This is a genomic window from Embleya sp. NPDC050154 (assembly GCF_044460165.1).
Lineage (GTDB): Bacteria > Actinomycetota > Actinomycetes > Streptomycetales > Streptomycetaceae > Embleya.
On the sequence record NZ_JBITJP010000010.1, the window covers coordinates 35,541 to 50,312 of the forward strand.

Here is a 14,772-nt window from a genome sequence, read left to right on the forward strand (position 1 = left end):
GGCACCCGACGAAACGTGTCGCCCGGCGATCACGCGCTCGATGGCGGACCGCTACCTTGGCGGCGTTCGCCGCACCACGGAACGCGATGACCCACCGAAGCCACGATCCACCGCATCAACGACCCACCGAATCCATGAATGGGGAGACTCGGCCGATGAGCGTCGCGTTGTTCACCCTCGGCGGCACGATCGCGATGGCCGGGGCCGTCGGCTCGGGCGCCGGCACCGTCGTGGCCCGTCTCGACGGCGCGCAACTGACCGCCGCCGTGCCTGCCCTGGCGGACCTGGGTGTGCCGCTCGACGTGCGGGACGTACAGGCCGTGCCCAGTGGGAATCTGACGTTCACGCAGGTTCTCGACGTGGTCGCCGCCGCGTCGCGCGCCGTCGCCGAGGGCGCGCTCGGCGTCGTGGTCACCCAGGGCACGGACACGCTCGAGGAGACCGCCTACCTCGTCGACCTGGTCTGGCCGCACCCGGAGCCGTTCGTCCTCACCGGCGCGATGCGCAATCCGACGCTGGCCGGCCCCGACGGCCCCGCGAACCTGCTCGCCTCGGCCCGGGTGGCGGTCGCCGAATCGGCCCGCGGCCTGGGCGCGTTGGTGGTCCTCGGCGACGAGATCCACGCCGCGCGCCGGGTCCGCAAGACGCACAGTACGAGTACCGCCACGTTCCGCTCGCCCGACACCGGACCGCTGGGACACGTGATCGAGGGCACCGTACGGATCCTCAGCACGCCGCCGCGGCACGAGCCGCTGCCGATCCCGGAACCCGCCGCGCTCACCGCGGCCAAAGTGGCGCTGTACACGGTCACCCTCGACGACGACGGCGCGCTGCTCGTCGACCTCCCGGCCGACCAACGCGGCCTGGTGGTCGCCGCGTTCGGTGTCGGCCACGTCCCGGCCTCGCTCGCGCCCGTACTCGGCGCGCTGGCCGAACGCATCCCCGTCGTGCTGACCTCGCGCACCGGCGCCGGTTCCGTGTTGCGGCACACGTACGGTGCGATCGGCTCGGAGACCGACCTGCAACGCCGCGGCCTGATCAACGCGGGCCTGCTCGACCCGTACAAGGCTCGGGTGTTGCTGCGCCTGCTCCTCGCGTCGGGCGCGGATCGCGCCGCCGTGGTCGCGGGGTTCGCCGCCCACGGCTGAGTGTCGCCGCCCCCGTCCGCGGCGCCGGTCCGGTCCCGCCCGCCCACAGCCGCGGATCGACCCACCCGTCCAACGCCTGGGCCCACGCGTCCCGTTGCTCGCCCGACCGGCTCTCCCCCTCGATACGCCGCCGGCCGAGCCGGGTCGCCCGCGTGCGGATCGCGCCCGTCAGCCGTCGGCGGCGGACAGGAAGTGCCGGACGTCCGCCGCCAGCGCCGCCAACTGCTCCCCCGCCTCCAGCACGGTGGTCACGGACGCCGCCCACCCGCACGCGCCTATGCGCCGCGGTCGCAACTCCCAGGTCAGCGCGATCCGCCCGCCGGACCGGAAGACCGCCGTGACGGTGAGATCGCGATCGTCGGTGTGCCAGCGGCGCTCACCGTCCCAACCACCGAAGTCGCGGGCGAGGTCGGTCAGGAAGCCGTCTATCTCGGTTGCCTCGCCGGTCCAGCCGACCACGCGGTCCAACCGGGCGGCCATCCCGGGCGCGTGGATCTCGACCGTGTAGTGCACGAGCCGCGACGCGGTGTAGTGCGCGACGACCTCGTCGTCCGGACTGACCGCGCCCCGAAGGCGAATCCCGGTGTTCGGATCGTCGTTGCACCGCACGATCACGTCGTTCGGGCCGGACGATTCGGTCGGCTCGTTCGATTCGTTCGCCGCGTCGAAGTGGGGATGCATCCGCCGAACCGTAGGGCAGAGCACCCGTCGGCGTCATTCCGGTTACGAGTACTCGCGTGCGACCGCCCGAAGACCGGCACCGCGCGGCCGATTGGACGCCGGGTGACCCGAGGACTTCGGGCCCACCCGGGTGGGCCCGCTCAGCCGCGAACGCGCTCGACGCGGCCCTCGTCCCATACCGGGCCGTCCGTCTCGCGGACCCGGCCGTCCTGGCCGAAGACCATGAAGCGGTCGAAGGACGCCGCGAACCAGCGGTCGTGGGTGACCGCCAGCACGGTGCCGTCGAATGCCTCCAGGGCGTCCTGGAGCGCCTCGGCCGAGACCAGGTCGAGGTTGTCCGTCGGCTCGTCGAGCAGCAGCAGATTGGCGCCGGAGAGTTCGAGCAACAACACCTGGAACCGGGCCTGTTGGCCGCCCGAGAGGGTGTCGAAGGGCTGCTCGGCGCCGTAGGCCAACTCGTATCGGTCCAGAACCTTCGCGGCCCCCTCGCGGCCCAACCCGCTGCGGTGCTCGTCGCCCCGGCCCAGGATGTCGACCAGGGTCTTGCCCGCGAACTCGGGGTGGTCGTGCGTCTGCGCGAACCACCCGGGCCGTACCCGCGCGCCCAGCCGAGCCCGGCCGGTGTGCGCCACCGGCGCGATCACCGTGTCGCCGACCGGCTCGTGCTCGGCCTCGGGATCGGTGCCGCCGGCCGCGAGCAGGCGCAGGAAATGCGACTTGCCCGAGCCGTTCGAGCCGAGCACCGCGACCCGGTCGCCGTACCAGACCTCGGTGTCGAACGGCTGCATCAGGCCGGTGAGTTCGAGCCCCTCGGCGATCACCGCGCGTTTGCCGGTGCGGGAGCCGCGCAGCCGCATCTTGACGTCCTGTTCGCGCGGGATGTTCTGCGGCGGGCCGGCCTCCTCGAACTTGCGCAGCCGGGTCCGGGCGGCCTGCAACCGGGAGGCGAGGCCGTCGTTGTAGGCCGCCTTGTTCTTGTACATCAGGACCAACGCCTTGAGCTTGGCGTGTTCCTCGTCCCAGCGGCGGCCCAACTCCTCGAACCGCTCGAAGCGGGCGCGCCGTGCCTCGTGGTAGGTGGAGAACGAACCACCGTGGATCCACACGGTGTTGCCCGCCGCGCCGAGTTCGATCGTGACGATCCGGTCGGCGGCCCGAGCGAGCAGTTCGCGGTCGTGCGAGACCAACAGGACCGACTTCTGGGTCTCGCGCAGGGACTGTTCGAGCCAGCGCTTGCCGGGGACGTCGAGGTAGTTGTCCGGCTCGTCGAGGATCAGCACCTCGTCCGGACCACGCAACAGGGCCTCCAGCGCGAGCCGCTTCTGCTCGCCGCCGGAGAGCGTTCGCACCTCGCGCCACTTGGCGCCGTCGTAGGTGGTGCCCAGCGCCGCCTGACAACACTGGTCCCACGCGGGCTCGATGTCGTAGCCGCCCGCGTCGCCGAACTCGGCCAGCGCGGTGGCGTAGCGCATCTGGTGCTTCTCGTCGTCGTTCTCCATCAGCGCCAGCTCGGCCTCGTCGACCGCGCGCATCGCGTCCCGGATCCGCGGCGGGGCGAGCGAGACGAGCAGGTCACGCACGGTGGACGCGTCCCGGATCCGGCCGACGAACTGCGGCATGATGCCGAGCCCGCCGGTACGGGCGACCGCGCCGGTATCCGGTTTCAGCTCGCCCGTGATGATCCGCAGCAGTGTGGTCTTGCCGGCGCCGTTCGCGCCGATCAACGCGACGGTGGTGCCGTCGCCGACCCGGAAGGAGACCTCGTCCAGCAGGACACGCCCGTCGGGAAGGGTGAAGCCGACGGTGTTGACATCGATGTAGCCCATGGCGTGCGCGCGTCCTTCGTCCTGCGTTCGTCGGTGGTGGGTCCGAGGCTGCGTTCGGTGGTGGGTCCCACGGTCACTCCGAGGATGACACCCCTTCCTACCCGCTCGACCCCACCCGAGCCAACGCATTTCACCCTCCCGGGCCCTCCCGGGTCCGCCGAGACGGCACGCGACGATCACCGAAGGCGCACGCGCCATCACCCGACGGTTGCGACGAGTCCCCGTCGACCGGGAACGCGGCGGGAATCCTTTCGCATAGTGCGTCTCTTGCTTCGCGCATCGCGAGCTGGAACGGTGACGGCTCATCAGTTTCGGGGTTATCCAAGGAGTCGCGGTGGCGCACACGGAACCGCAGCAGATCGCCGGGCAGGTCGCCCGGGGCGAACGCAGTCCGCTCGAGTTCGGGGTGTTCCTGGCCCCCTTCCATCAAGCCGGGCGCAACCCGACCCTGATGCTGGAACAGGACCTGGCCCTGATCGAGCACCTGGACCGACTCGGCTACGCGGAGGCGTGGATCGGCGAGCATCACTCGGGCGGCTGGGAGATCGTCGCCTCGCCCGAACTGTTCATCGCGAGTGCCGCCGCGCGGACCCGGCACATCCGGTTCGGCACGGGTGTCGTCTCACTGCCGTACCACCACCCGTTGCACGTCGCGGATCGCATGGTGCTGCTCGACCACCTCACCCGAGGCCGGGTCATGCTCGGCGTCGGCCCCGGCCAACTCGCCTCCGACGCCCACATGTTGGGCATCGACACGGCGCGCCAGCGGGCCATGATGGAAGAGTCGCTGGAGGCGATCGTCGCCCTGCTGGCCGGTCGCGAGCCGGTGACCCGGGAGAGCGACTGGTTCACGCTGCGCGACGCCCGGTTGCAACTGCGGCCGTACACACACCCGTCGTTCGAGCTGGCGGTCGCCGCCACGTTCTCGCCCGCCGGCCCGCGCACGGCCGGACGGTTCGGCGCGGGCATGCTCTCGATCGCCGCGAGCCAGGAGGGCGGCTTCGACGCGCTCGGCACCCACTGGGGCATCGCGAACGAGGTCGCGCAGCGGTACGGGCAGAGCATGGATCGGTCCAAGTGGCGACTGATGGGCATGATGCACATCGCCGAGACCGAGGAGCAGGCGCGCCGCGAGGTCGCCTACGGCCTCGAAGGCATCCAGAACTACCAGGCCAAGGTGCTGCCGATCCCGCTGGACACCGCGACGCCCCTCGCCGAGCGGATCGAACACGGCAACGCCACCGGGTCGTTCATCTGCGGCACGCCCGAGATGGCGATCCGTCAGATCGAGCGGTTGTGGCAGAAGTCCGGTGGCTTCGGCACCTACCTGTTCATGGGCGCCGACTTCGCGGACCCCGAGGCGACGAAGCGCTCCTACGAGTTGATCGCGCGCGAGGTGATCCCGTACTTCACCGGCGCCGCGTACGCCCCGCTCGCGTCCCAGGACTGGCAGGTGGGCCTCTCCGAGACCTGGCGCGACCGGACCGCGCAGGCGGTCGGCGGTGCGTTGAAGGACTACGAGAACACGAAGGGGAGCACGGCGTGAGCGAGCGGATCGAGGAAAGCGCGGCGGATCGGGGTATCGGGGTGGGGCGCGTCGCCGACAAGGTCGCACTGGTGACCGGGGCGGCGGCGGGCATCGGCCTGGCCGTCGCACGACGCTTCGCGGCCGAGGGCGCGTACGTGGTCGCGGGCGACATCGACGCGGCCGGACTCGCGGCGCTGGCCGAGGAGTTGGGCCCGGAGCGGTGCGCCACCCGGCTGTGCGACGTGACCGTCGAGGACGACGTGGCCGCGCTGGTACAGGTCGCCGTGGACGGCTTCGGCGGCCTGGACATCGCGGTGGCCAACGCGGGCGGCGGGACGGCAGCGGAATTGGCCGACCACGACTACGCGGCCTGGCGCCGCATCGTCGACCTGTGCCTGAACGGCGCGTTCCTGACCGTCAAGCACGCGGGCCGCGCGATGCGCGCCCGGGACGGCGGGGCCGGCTCGATCATCACCTTGGCCTCGCTCAACGCCGTCCAGCCCGGTCGGGGCATGGGCGCGTACTGCGCGGCCAAGGCCGGCGTGGTCGCGTTGACCGAGGTCGCCGCCCTCGAACTGGGACCGGCCGGCATCCGCGTCAACGCCGTGGCCCCGGGCCTGATCCGCACCCGGGCCACCGCCGGCATGTGGCATGTCCCGGGCGTGGTCGAGGAGTACGTCGAGAACGCCCCACTGGGCCGTTTCGCGGAACCCGAAGAGGTGGCCGCCGTGGTGCTGTTCCTCGCCTCCGATGAGGCGTCCTTCGTCTCGGGCAGCGTGTACGGAGTCGACGGCGGCGCCCGAACCCGACGCTATCCGGACTTGATCGGAGCCCTGGAGCGGTTGTCGAACGGATGACGCCGGCCGACGAGTGACGCCGGGCGGAGCGGGTGACGCCGGGCGCCCGCGGGACCGGCTCGGCCGCGGGTCGCCGTAGCGGTGACTGCGCCCGATCGGGTCGGTTCCGACGGGCGCGCCGGATCGGTGATCAAGCGGCTGATCAGGGCCGAAAAGGGGCGCGGGGGTTCCTCTTCCGGTTACTGACGATGCGTCATGTTTCTGATCGGTAATGGCGCTATCGCCTCCGAACGGTCGTGTCCGCGATCGGTTGGCAGCCTGCTACGGCCGGGTTCGACCTCTTCGATCCGAGACGGTTTTCCGGCCCCGGAGACGGGAAACCAAAGGGCACCGAACGGGACGGGAGGGGACCTGACACCCCCGGATGCGCGACGGCGCACCCCCCACCCCGTGGGTATCAAGGCGCCGGCGGTCGGGCCCACTCCCCCGTGCCCGACCGCCGGCCGCCGCCCCCAACCCGTCGCGACCGGCAAGCCGTCCACCGTGTCGGTCGGCCCTGCCTGCCGGCAGGATCGGGGTCGTGACCGGACGTCGAGCCTTCGAATCGCACCACCGGTGGATCAAGGGGTCGGTGATCCCCCTTGCGTGCGCTGCCGGATTCTGCGCGGCAGCCTTTCTGCCCGGGACCCCTCTCCCCTTGGCGATCTTCTGCTGGGTCTTCTTCGGCGGCCTCCCACTGCTCGCCGCCGCCGCGAATTTCGCGACACGCAACACCGCGGTTTTTCGGGCCGATATCCAGGGCATCACGTTCGCCCGGCCGCCGCTTCACCGACACGGAACGCCCCGACGAATCCCGTGGGGCAACGTCGAGTACGTGGTCCTGTGGAACCCCTCGGCGTCGAGTCGCCTGGTCACGATCGGCGCCGCCGTCACACGCGGGGGCAAGAGCGACGTCTTCCCCGCATGGATGCGCCGATGGCGTCTCGTCCCCGGCGTTCCCACCATCCATGTCATGACCTCGTGGCAGGGGGCCGGCCCCGAGGATCGGGCGGGCCTGGCCGCCGCCTTCGCCCGTCTCGCGCCGGACACGCCTCTCCTCGACCTGTGCATCGATCCCGTGCCGCCGATGGAGCGCTTCCGCAAGCGGCTCCCGTGGGCCCGGCCGCGCCACTCGAACTGAACCCGGCGGCCCGTCGGAACCCTGGGGGCACGACGAGCCGATCAGCACCAGTACCCGAGGAGCCATCAGGGCCCCGCCGCCGCACCCTGTGCGACCCGGCAGCCGACCGATTGCGGCGCGTCCGCGGCGAGCCCGCAACCGGCCGACGCGATCGTGAACGACGCCACGCCGATCACGACGCACGCGACGGGACGGTGGCGGCGCCGACGACCAGCACGCCGCTCACCCCGATGCAATCGATCAAGATCGCGCCGTGTGGGCGCATTTCGGCCGTCCGGTTGCCCGAACCCGCTCCGCGCCGCCGCCCGCGCTCAATGCACGTCGATACCGCGCAGATGCCGCGTGTCGTTGTAGCGGATCGCGCGCGGACGCCCGTCGCGGACGCGCCAGCGCGAGATCGAGGCGTTGCCCACGGGATCGGTCCGCACCAGGCGATCGACGTCGGTCTCGGTGAGGCCCTCCAGGATGTACCGCAGCATCAGCACGGTCGCGTCGTGGCCGACGATCAGGACGTGCGCGCCCGGCGCCTCGTGCCGCAGGTCGGCCAGCAGCGTGCGCAGCCGCAGCGCCACGTCGGCGAGCGATTCGCCGCCGGGCGGGCGGTAGTACAGGTCGCCGACGCGGCGCCGACGCTCGGCCTCGTCCGGGTAGAGCTTCTCGATCGCGGCGGCCGTCCGCAGTTCCAGCACGCCCATCTCGCGGTCGCGCAGCCGTTCGTCGCGGCGCGGCGGGGGTAGCAACAGGCCCACCCGGGCGGCCTCGCGGGCGATGATGCGCATCGTCGAGCGGGCCCGGCGGTACGGCGAGACCAGCACCACGTCCGGCGTCTCGCCCTTGAGCGCGAGCCGACGCCCGACCGCGGCGGCCTGATCCTCGCCACGCGCGGTGAGCGAGATGTCGGCGTCGCGACCGGTCATCGCCGCGGCGAATTCGCCGAACTCCGCGTCCTCTTCCGATCCCCGACCGGCCCGGAAGGACCCGCCGGGGGCGTCGCCCGCGCCGGCGGCGGCAGCGGCGGTGGCCATGGCCGCGTTGGCGGTGCTCTCGCCGTGCCGCACGGCAACGATCTCGGCCGGCCCGAAGGGCGCGTTGTCCAACGTGCTGCCCACGGTGCCCCCAAGCTTCGTTCCCTCTCATGGTTCTCACCCCCGGGACCGGGCCGAAACGCGCCACCGGGCCACACCCCACATCCTCCGGCCGGTCGGCTCCGAACCCGGCCGCGCGAGGCGACGGGTCCGCACCGACCATCCGGTCGGCCCATCACACGAGACACGGCCGGACTTGTGTGATCATCCATCCGTGTGTCCGGATAATCTGACCGCATGATCGAACCTCGCGTCGCCCTCGTCACCTGCGCCGAGCTGCCCGACCTCGACCCGGACGATCGCCTGCTCGTCGAACCGCTGGCCGCTCGCGGTATCCGCGCCGAGGCCGCCGTGTGGAACGACCCGACGGTGGACTGGGCCGCGTACGACCTGGTGATCCTGCGCTCGGTCTGGGACTACCCGGCGCACCGCAAGGAGTTCGTCGAGTGGGCCGCGAGCGTGCCGCGCCTGGCCAACCCGGCGGTCGTGGTGGCCTGGAACACCGACAAGACCTACCTGCGCGACCTGACCAAGGCGGCCCTGCCCGTCGTCGAGACGATGTGGCTCGAGCCCGACTCCACCGTCACGCTGCCCACGTCCGGCGTGCACGTGGTCAAGCCCGCGGTCGGCGCCGGATCCATGGACACAGAGCGCTACGACCTGGCCGTCCCCGAGGAACGCGCGCTCGCCGCCGGGCACGCCACCAGCCTGCTCGCGGCCGGCCGGACCGTGATGGTGCAGCCGTACCTGGCGGCCGTCGACACGGTCGGCGAGTCCGCGCTCGTCTACTTCGACGGCGTCTTCAGCCACGCCGTCCGCAAGGGCCCGATGCTCGACGGCACCGCCGAAGAGGTCGACGGCCTGTACAAGTCCGAGCGGATCGACGCCCGCGAACCATCCGCCGCCGAACTCGCGGTCGCGGCCCGGGTGCTGACCGAGATCCCGGTCGGCCCACTGCTGTACGCGCGCGTCGACCTGATTCCCGACGCCGACGGCACGCCCACCCTGCTGGAACTGGAGCTGACCGAACCGTCGCTGTTCCTCGCCCACTCCGAGGGCGCCGCCGAGCGCTTCGCCGACACGATCGTCGCCGCGCTGCACCCGTAGCCGGCGCCGCACCCGGGCCTTCGGCCCACCGCCGGCCGGGCACCCGTCGCGCGGGGCCCGACCACCCCGGTCGGGCCTCGCACGCGCTCGGGCGGCCGGAAATCGCGTCGCCGCGCGAGTGCCGGCCGCGTACCGTGACAGCCGCGCATCCCACCGAAAGGCGAGCGACGTCATGACCGGCCGGAATCCGCAGGACCGCAAGCGCCTGAGCTACCTCAAGGACCGACGCAACGGTTACGGCGAGAACGACAAGAGCTCGCGCCGGAACATCCGTCGGAACAAGCGCGCGGTGCACAGCGCCAATCGCCGCCGCGAGCACCTGGTCCTCACCGCGCTGACCGGCGTCCGGGACGGCACCGGGGCCGACGCCGTAGAGGAAGGCCTGTTCGCGAAGCGCCCCAAGTCGTGGCGCAAGGCTCCCGACGAGCCGCTGGCCGAGGCGCTCATCCGCGGCTTCGAACGCCGCGTCCGCATGGGCATCGAGGACGGCACCATCGCCGACCGCCGCATCCACCACATCCGACGCCGCCTCGCCCGCCCCACCGCCGACTGACCGACACCGCGGCGATCGCGACAAGCGGCCCGACACCGCGAGTCGTCCACCCGCTTCGTCGCGCCCCTCCCCTGGCCCGATCCGGCTCGGCCGGACGGCGGTATCCGATCTGTACGGCCTCCCGGTCCGGGAGACGATGGACCGATGAAGCACGACATTTCCCTCGAGTGGGACGGCGATCCCGCGGCCGAGGACCGGCGGGCCACGGAGGTGTACGCCTCGGTCGGCCTCCCGGCACCGGCACCGGTGGGCACCGACGCCGGCCCCGACGCCGGTGGGTCCGGTGATCGCATCGGCACCGTCGGCGCGCGCCGCGCCGGCCGACTGCTCGGCTGGGTGAGCATCTACGGCGACGGCGAGTCCGGCGTCGCCACCCAGGGTGAGCGAGCCGACCGGCTCGCCCGCCGGCTGGTCCGGGGGTCCTATGCCGGGGATCCTCCCGCGACCGCCGAGGAACGCGCCGCGTTCGTGTCGATGTACCGGCGCGCCGCCGAACAGGCCCGCGCGGTCGGCGCCCGGGTGTTGCACTGGAGCGGTACCGACACCGGGCCGGAGGGCGACGCGGCCCGCGCGCTCGCGGCCCGGGTCACCGGGGAGATCGCCCGGATCTGGACGGTCGACCCACACGGCTGGTGGCCTCCGGGCGGGCTACCCGCGATCCGCGTACGCGCCCTGCCGCCGCCCCGCGTGGGCCTGATCGGCGAGGGCGCCGAACTCACCGTCGACATCGCGGACGGCCGGGCGTACCTCAACGCGGGCGAGGCGATCACCGCCCCCGGCGTCGCGGCCGACATCCTCGGGGCCGTGGTCGCCGAACTGGTCGACTCGCTCCGCCGCGAGCACCCGGACGTACACGAGCTCGCCGTGTTCGAATTCGACGGCGACACCGAAGGCACCGTCCGCCAAGCCCTCCCGCTCGCCGGCCTGCGCATCGAACACCGCGTCCTCGACTTCGAACTCCCCCTCGCCTGAACCCCGAAGCCCCGCCCCCGCCCCCGGCTCCACATCCCGCAGGCGTGAACCCCCCGCCGCGGTACCCGAATCCGGCGCCCCCACGTCGACGGGCCGCCGCGCCGAAACACGACGTGACGCGGCGGATCGAACCACATCGATCCGCCGCGTCACGAGCGCACTCGCCTGCTCACCGGCCACGCCGCGACCGCACGCACGATCGCGACCGCCACCGCGTCACGTCCTTCGGTAGGTCGCGACGGACGCCCCGTGCTCGAGCACCGTGCCACCGGTACGGGTGAACGCGGTGACCTCGAACCCGCCGGACAACATCGGGATCCCGGTGCCCATCAGGATCGGGTAGGTCTTGATCACCAGTTCGTCGATCTCGGCCATCAGGCTCCCCGCCAGGCACCCGCCGCCCGCGAGCCAGATGCCCTTGCCGGTCGACTCTGCCTTCAACTCGCGGACCTTGGCGACCGGGTCGCCGGCGATCAGCGTCACCTCGGGGTCGGGGCTTTCGGTGATGCTGTTGGTGACCACGTACGTGCGCAGGTGGCTGTACGGGTTGGTGATGCCCTCCCGGAGCGCCGGATCGTACGTCGCGCGACCCATCACGATCGTGTCGAAGTGCCGGAACTCGGCGTCCGGCGCAACCCCCACGTGCGGAGCCACATGCCCCGGGAGCGTCTCCGGATACTCGGAGACCAGGTGTGCCAGGACGTCTTCGCCGACCGGGAAGAAGTCGACGCTTCCGTCCTTGCCGGCGATGAAGCCGTCGAGCGAGGTGCCGACGAAGTACGTGAGCTTTCGCATGCGAACTCTTTCCGTAGTGATGCCGAGCGGGCCGAAACGGCTCGGCCGCCCGATGATGACTACAGTTATAGTACTTCAGATGTAGTGGTTGCAAGCTCTCGCTCGAAACTCGTCCGCCTCATCCGTCTCGCCCTGGAAAGCCCGCCCGACCCAAGCCCCCGTCCCGTCACCACGGCCGCGTGTCCGTCCCCGGCAACGGACGCAGACCCGGCCAGGCCGCCGCCATTCGCCCGCGCAGCCGCCGCGCCAGCTCACCCAACTCGCGCAACGGCTCGGTCGCCGTGTCGGCGACCACACCGAGGCGGTGTACCAGGCGCTCGCGTGCCGAGACCGGACCCCACGTGAAGTCCTGCACCGGCACCCGGGCCAACTGGTCGACCCGTTCCCGATGGGCCCGTTCGACCAGCGCGTCGCCGCGGATCAACCAGCCCGCGCACGCGTCGGCGATGTCCGTCCCCGGGTCGATGGCCCGTCCGGTCCGCGCCCGCCACGTCGACGCGTACACCGCCTCCACCTCGGCCAACGGTGTGCCGGTGACCGACATCGCGCACCAGCAGGTGGGGAACCCGATCCGGAAGTAAGCGAGTTCCACCAGCCCGTCACCGAGCGCGGCCTGCTCGAAGTCGACGAACCGCACCCCGTCCGCGGTCCGCAGATCGTTACCCGGACACGGGTCACCGTGCAGCAGGGCATACCGACCGACCGGCTCCAGCCGGGTGAGCAGCGCGGCCAACTCGGCCGGTACGCCCGCCGGGATCGCCACCTCCAGCGTCGTGGCCAGCGCCAGGAACGACTCGGCGTCCGCGGCGGTGGGCGGGCGCCACGCGGGCAGCGCCTCGGCGTCCGCCACGCCGGTGAGCGCGTGCAGTCGGGCCAACGCGTCGGCGTACCCGGGCATCCAGTCGTCGATGCGGCCCAGGTCGTCGAGATGTTCGAGCACCATGACGCACGCGTCGGGATCGGTGGCGAGCACCTCGGGACCCACCGGCCCCCGCGCGGCCAGCCGCAGCCCCGCGACCTCCCGCGCGAACCGCTCGGACGCGCCGTAGCGGTGGTCACCCGCCCCGATGATCTGCTTGACGATCGCCCGCTCGCCGCCGAACTCCACCCGCCACACCCGCGAACGCGGGCTGCTGTCCAGGAGTTCCGCCCTCTTCGGCGGGCCCAGCGCGGCCCGCAACGTGTCACCGATCGGCACTAGTTGGATTCCCATGGATCCGACACCCTACCCAGGCGCCACCACACCGCCCCGACCGTCGCGCCGCCCGACCGAGCCCCCGGGACGGCTCCGCGCACCCTGCCGAGAGCATGAACTCCCGGCCGAGCCGCGCGGGCCGGCAGACTTGCCGGGTGGAGATCAACGGCACACCCGCGCATCCCGACGACCTCGCCGCGCTGGCTCTGTCGAACATCGGGCATTTCACGTCCATGCGGGTCGAGAACGGCCGGGTGCGCGGCCTGGACCTACATCTGGCCCGGCTGGTCCGGGACTGCCGCATCGTGTTCGACGCCGACCTGGACCCGGACCGCGTCCGGACCCTGGTCCGTCGGTTCACCGCCGGTCGAAACGAGGCGTTCGTGATCCGGGTGACCGTCTTCGATCCGGCGATCGGCCTGGCCGACCCGGCCGCTCCGGCCACGCCGCACATCCTGGTCGGCACCCGGCCGGCCGGGCCCCTGACGATGCCGCCGCTGCGGGTGTTGCCGCTGACGTATCGACGCGATCTGCCGGAGGTCAAGCACGTGGGCCTGTTCGGCCAACTGCGCCAACGCCGCCGGGCGATGCTGGCCGGCTACGACGACGCGCTGTTCGTCGAGCCGGACGGTCGGATCTCGGAAGGCGGCACCTGGAACATCGGCTTCGTGGTCGCCGACCGCCTGATCCGCCCCGACGCCCCGTGCCTGCGCGGCGTCACCGCCGACCTGCTCCAGGCCCACCGGCCCGCTCCTACCCGGCCCGTTCACATCGGCGAACTCGCGCCGATCCAGGCCGCGTTCGCGACCAACACGGCCATCGGCGTGCGCCCGATCAGCGCCATCGGCACACACGTACTGCCCACCGACCACCCGCTCCTGGCCACCCTGGCCGACACCTATCGCGCCATCCCCGGCGACCTCGTGTAGACCCGCTCGGCCCGCCGGCACGCCCGGCCCGGTCGCCCCCGGTCACGGAAAGTCGAAGAACCTGATCCACCAGGTCGGCCCATCCTCGACGGTGTAGTGGTCCGCGAGCCGGCTCACCCCGTCGTACGTGCACCGCAGCAGATCCTCCGGGACCACCGTGTAGCCGAGGTCGTCCAGCGCGGCGGCGACGCGGTCCGCATCCGCCGGCGACACGTACGCGGGCGCCGCGCCGACCGGGTTGTCGTCCGGCGCACCGACGCTCGTGGCGACCAGGTCGCCGAAGTTGCTGACCACGAGGGTGATCCGCCCGCTCCCCGCCAACGCGCTCGCGGGCACCACGATCGCGCCGTGCCGACTCGCCGCCCGCGCCTCCCCCTCCACCGCACAGTGGCACGCGAAGTCCGTCTCCAGCCGCTCCACGAGCCGATCGAAGCGCTCGCGCGTGGCGACCGGGTCGTAGTCCGGCGGGACGGTCAGGTGCTCCGGATGGTCCAGGGCACGCAACAGCGTCCAGGCCTCGTCCTCGTCAAGCGTCATGTGCGTGTCCACCGATCCATGCGGCGCGCGGCGCCTGCCCATACCCGGGTGCGCACTCGGGCACACCCCCAACCGCACACACCCGGAACGCCCTCACCCATCCGTCGTGCCCCCTCACGTCACCCCGCCTCACCTCACCGATCCAACGCATGCCCCCTGATCCGCTCGGCTCACCCACCCCGCATCAACTCCGCCGCCACACTCGCCGCCCGACCCCACCCACCTCGGCGACGAACATGTCCGCTCCCACGATGTCGAATCATCCCGCCGCAACCGCCCGCGTCCTCGCAGATGCCCCGACGGCCGCTTCGGTGCGAAGATCCTGCCGCCGCGGCACCGGCGTCCCGGCGATCGGCACACGATCGCCCCGGCTTGGGGTGGGGTGGGGGTGTCCGGCACGCTGTGGGTTCGTGTATCCGTTCCAGATCTGGTGGTGAAT

The 14,772-nt window shown here is 72.1% G+C and carries 14 protein-coding genes; 8 read left to right on the forward strand and 6 right to left on the reverse strand.

The window, feature by feature from the left end; all coding sequences use genetic code 11:
• Positions 1–155: 155 nt before the first annotated feature.
• Positions 156–1,148: an asparaginase gene (locus ACIBSV_RS21655; protein ID WP_395865363.1), complete on the forward strand. Its 993-nt coding sequence runs from the start codon at positions 156–158 to the stop codon at positions 1,146–1,148.
• A 168-nt stretch (positions 1,149–1,316) separates the two neighbouring features.
• On the opposite strand, the gene ACIBSV_RS21660 is transcribed toward ACIBSV_RS21655, so the two are convergent.
• The gene (locus tag ACIBSV_RS21660; protein ID WP_395865365.1) at positions 1,317–1,829 is read right to left on the reverse strand and encodes a DUF6228 family protein; all 513 of its coding nucleotides are present in this window, start codon (positions 1,827–1,829) and stop codon (positions 1,317–1,319) included.
• 140 nt (positions 1,830–1,969) lie between these two features.
• Positions 1,970–3,655 carry an ABC-F family ATP-binding cassette domain-containing protein gene (locus tag ACIBSV_RS21665; protein WP_395865367.1) on the reverse strand — a complete coding sequence of 562 codons (1,686 nt, stop codon included), beginning with the start codon at positions 3,653–3,655 and terminating at the stop codon, positions 1,970–1,972.
• A 334-nt stretch (positions 3,656–3,989) separates the two neighbouring features.
• Between ACIBSV_RS21665 and ACIBSV_RS21670 the strand changes: the two genes are divergently transcribed.
• The 3 genes from ACIBSV_RS21670 (at position 3,990) to ACIBSV_RS21680 (ending at position 7,160) form a co-directional block, all read left to right on the forward strand.
• Positions 3,990–5,201, forward strand: coding sequence for an LLM class flavin-dependent oxidoreductase (locus ACIBSV_RS21670; protein ID WP_395865369.1), 1,212 nt, complete (start codon positions 3,990–3,992; stop codon positions 5,199–5,201).
• Positions 5,198–6,040, forward strand: coding sequence for an SDR family NAD(P)-dependent oxidoreductase (locus ACIBSV_RS21675; RefSeq protein ID WP_395865371.1), 843 nt, complete (start codon positions 5,198–5,200; stop codon positions 6,038–6,040). Before ACIBSV_RS21670 ends, ACIBSV_RS21675 begins: the two co-directional genes overlap by 4 nt.
• 520 nt (positions 6,041–6,560) lie before the next feature.
• The gene (locus ACIBSV_RS21680) at positions 6,561–7,160 is read left to right on the forward strand and encodes a hypothetical protein (RefSeq protein ID WP_395865373.1); all 600 of its coding nucleotides are present in this window, start codon (positions 6,561–6,563) and stop codon (positions 7,158–7,160) included.
• A 311-nt stretch (positions 7,161–7,471) separates the two neighbouring features.
• Here the strand turns inward: ACIBSV_RS21680 and ACIBSV_RS21685 are convergent, their stop codons facing one another.
• On the reverse strand, positions 7,472–8,269 hold the full coding sequence (locus tag ACIBSV_RS21685) for a histidine phosphatase family protein (protein ID WP_395865375.1): 798 nt from the start codon (positions 8,267–8,269) through the stop codon (positions 7,472–7,474).
• Between the two features lie 213 nt (positions 8,270–8,482).
• Between ACIBSV_RS21685 and ACIBSV_RS21690 the strand changes: the two genes are divergently transcribed.
• From ACIBSV_RS21690 to ACIBSV_RS21700, 3 genes are all read left to right on the forward strand, one after another.
• Positions 8,483–9,352, forward strand: coding sequence for a RimK family alpha-L-glutamate ligase (locus ACIBSV_RS21690; RefSeq protein WP_395865377.1), 870 nt, complete (start codon positions 8,483–8,485; stop codon positions 9,350–9,352).
• A 172-nt stretch (positions 9,353–9,524) separates the two neighbouring features.
• On the forward strand, positions 9,525–9,905 hold the full coding sequence (locus ACIBSV_RS21695; RefSeq protein WP_395865379.1) for a hypothetical protein: 381 nt from the start codon (positions 9,525–9,527) through the stop codon (positions 9,903–9,905).
• A gap of 144 nt (positions 9,906–10,049) precedes the next feature.
• A complete protein-coding gene (locus ACIBSV_RS21700) occupies positions 10,050–10,877 on the forward strand; it encodes a hypothetical protein (RefSeq protein WP_395865381.1) in 828 nt (275 codons plus the stop codon).
• 216 nt (positions 10,878–11,093) lie between these two features.
• On the opposite strand, the gene ACIBSV_RS21705 is transcribed toward ACIBSV_RS21700, so the two are convergent.
• Both ACIBSV_RS21705 and ACIBSV_RS21710 read right to left on the reverse strand, forming a co-directional pair.
• Positions 11,094–11,672, reverse strand: coding sequence for a dihydrofolate reductase family protein (locus tag ACIBSV_RS21705; protein WP_395865383.1), 579 nt, complete (start codon positions 11,670–11,672; stop codon positions 11,094–11,096).
• A gap of 166 nt (positions 11,673–11,838) precedes the next feature.
• Positions 11,839–12,885 (reverse strand): phosphotransferase family protein, encoded by a 1,047-nt coding sequence (locus ACIBSV_RS21710; protein WP_395865386.1) that lies wholly within the window; start codon positions 12,883–12,885, stop codon positions 11,839–11,841.
• A 137-nt stretch (positions 12,886–13,022) separates the two neighbouring features.
• Here ACIBSV_RS21710 and ACIBSV_RS21715 point away from each other — a divergent pair, with 137 nt between their 5' ends.
• Positions 13,023–13,796, forward strand: coding sequence for an aminotransferase class IV family protein (locus ACIBSV_RS21715; protein ID WP_395865388.1), 774 nt, complete (start codon positions 13,023–13,025; stop codon positions 13,794–13,796).
• A 42-nt stretch (positions 13,797–13,838) separates the two neighbouring features.
• Here ACIBSV_RS21715 and ACIBSV_RS21720 read toward each other — a convergent pair whose 3' ends face one another.
• Positions 13,839–14,333, reverse strand: coding sequence for a hypothetical protein (locus ACIBSV_RS21720; protein ID WP_395865390.1), 495 nt, complete (start codon positions 14,331–14,333; stop codon positions 13,839–13,841).
• Between the last annotated feature and the right edge of the window lie 439 nt (positions 14,334–14,772).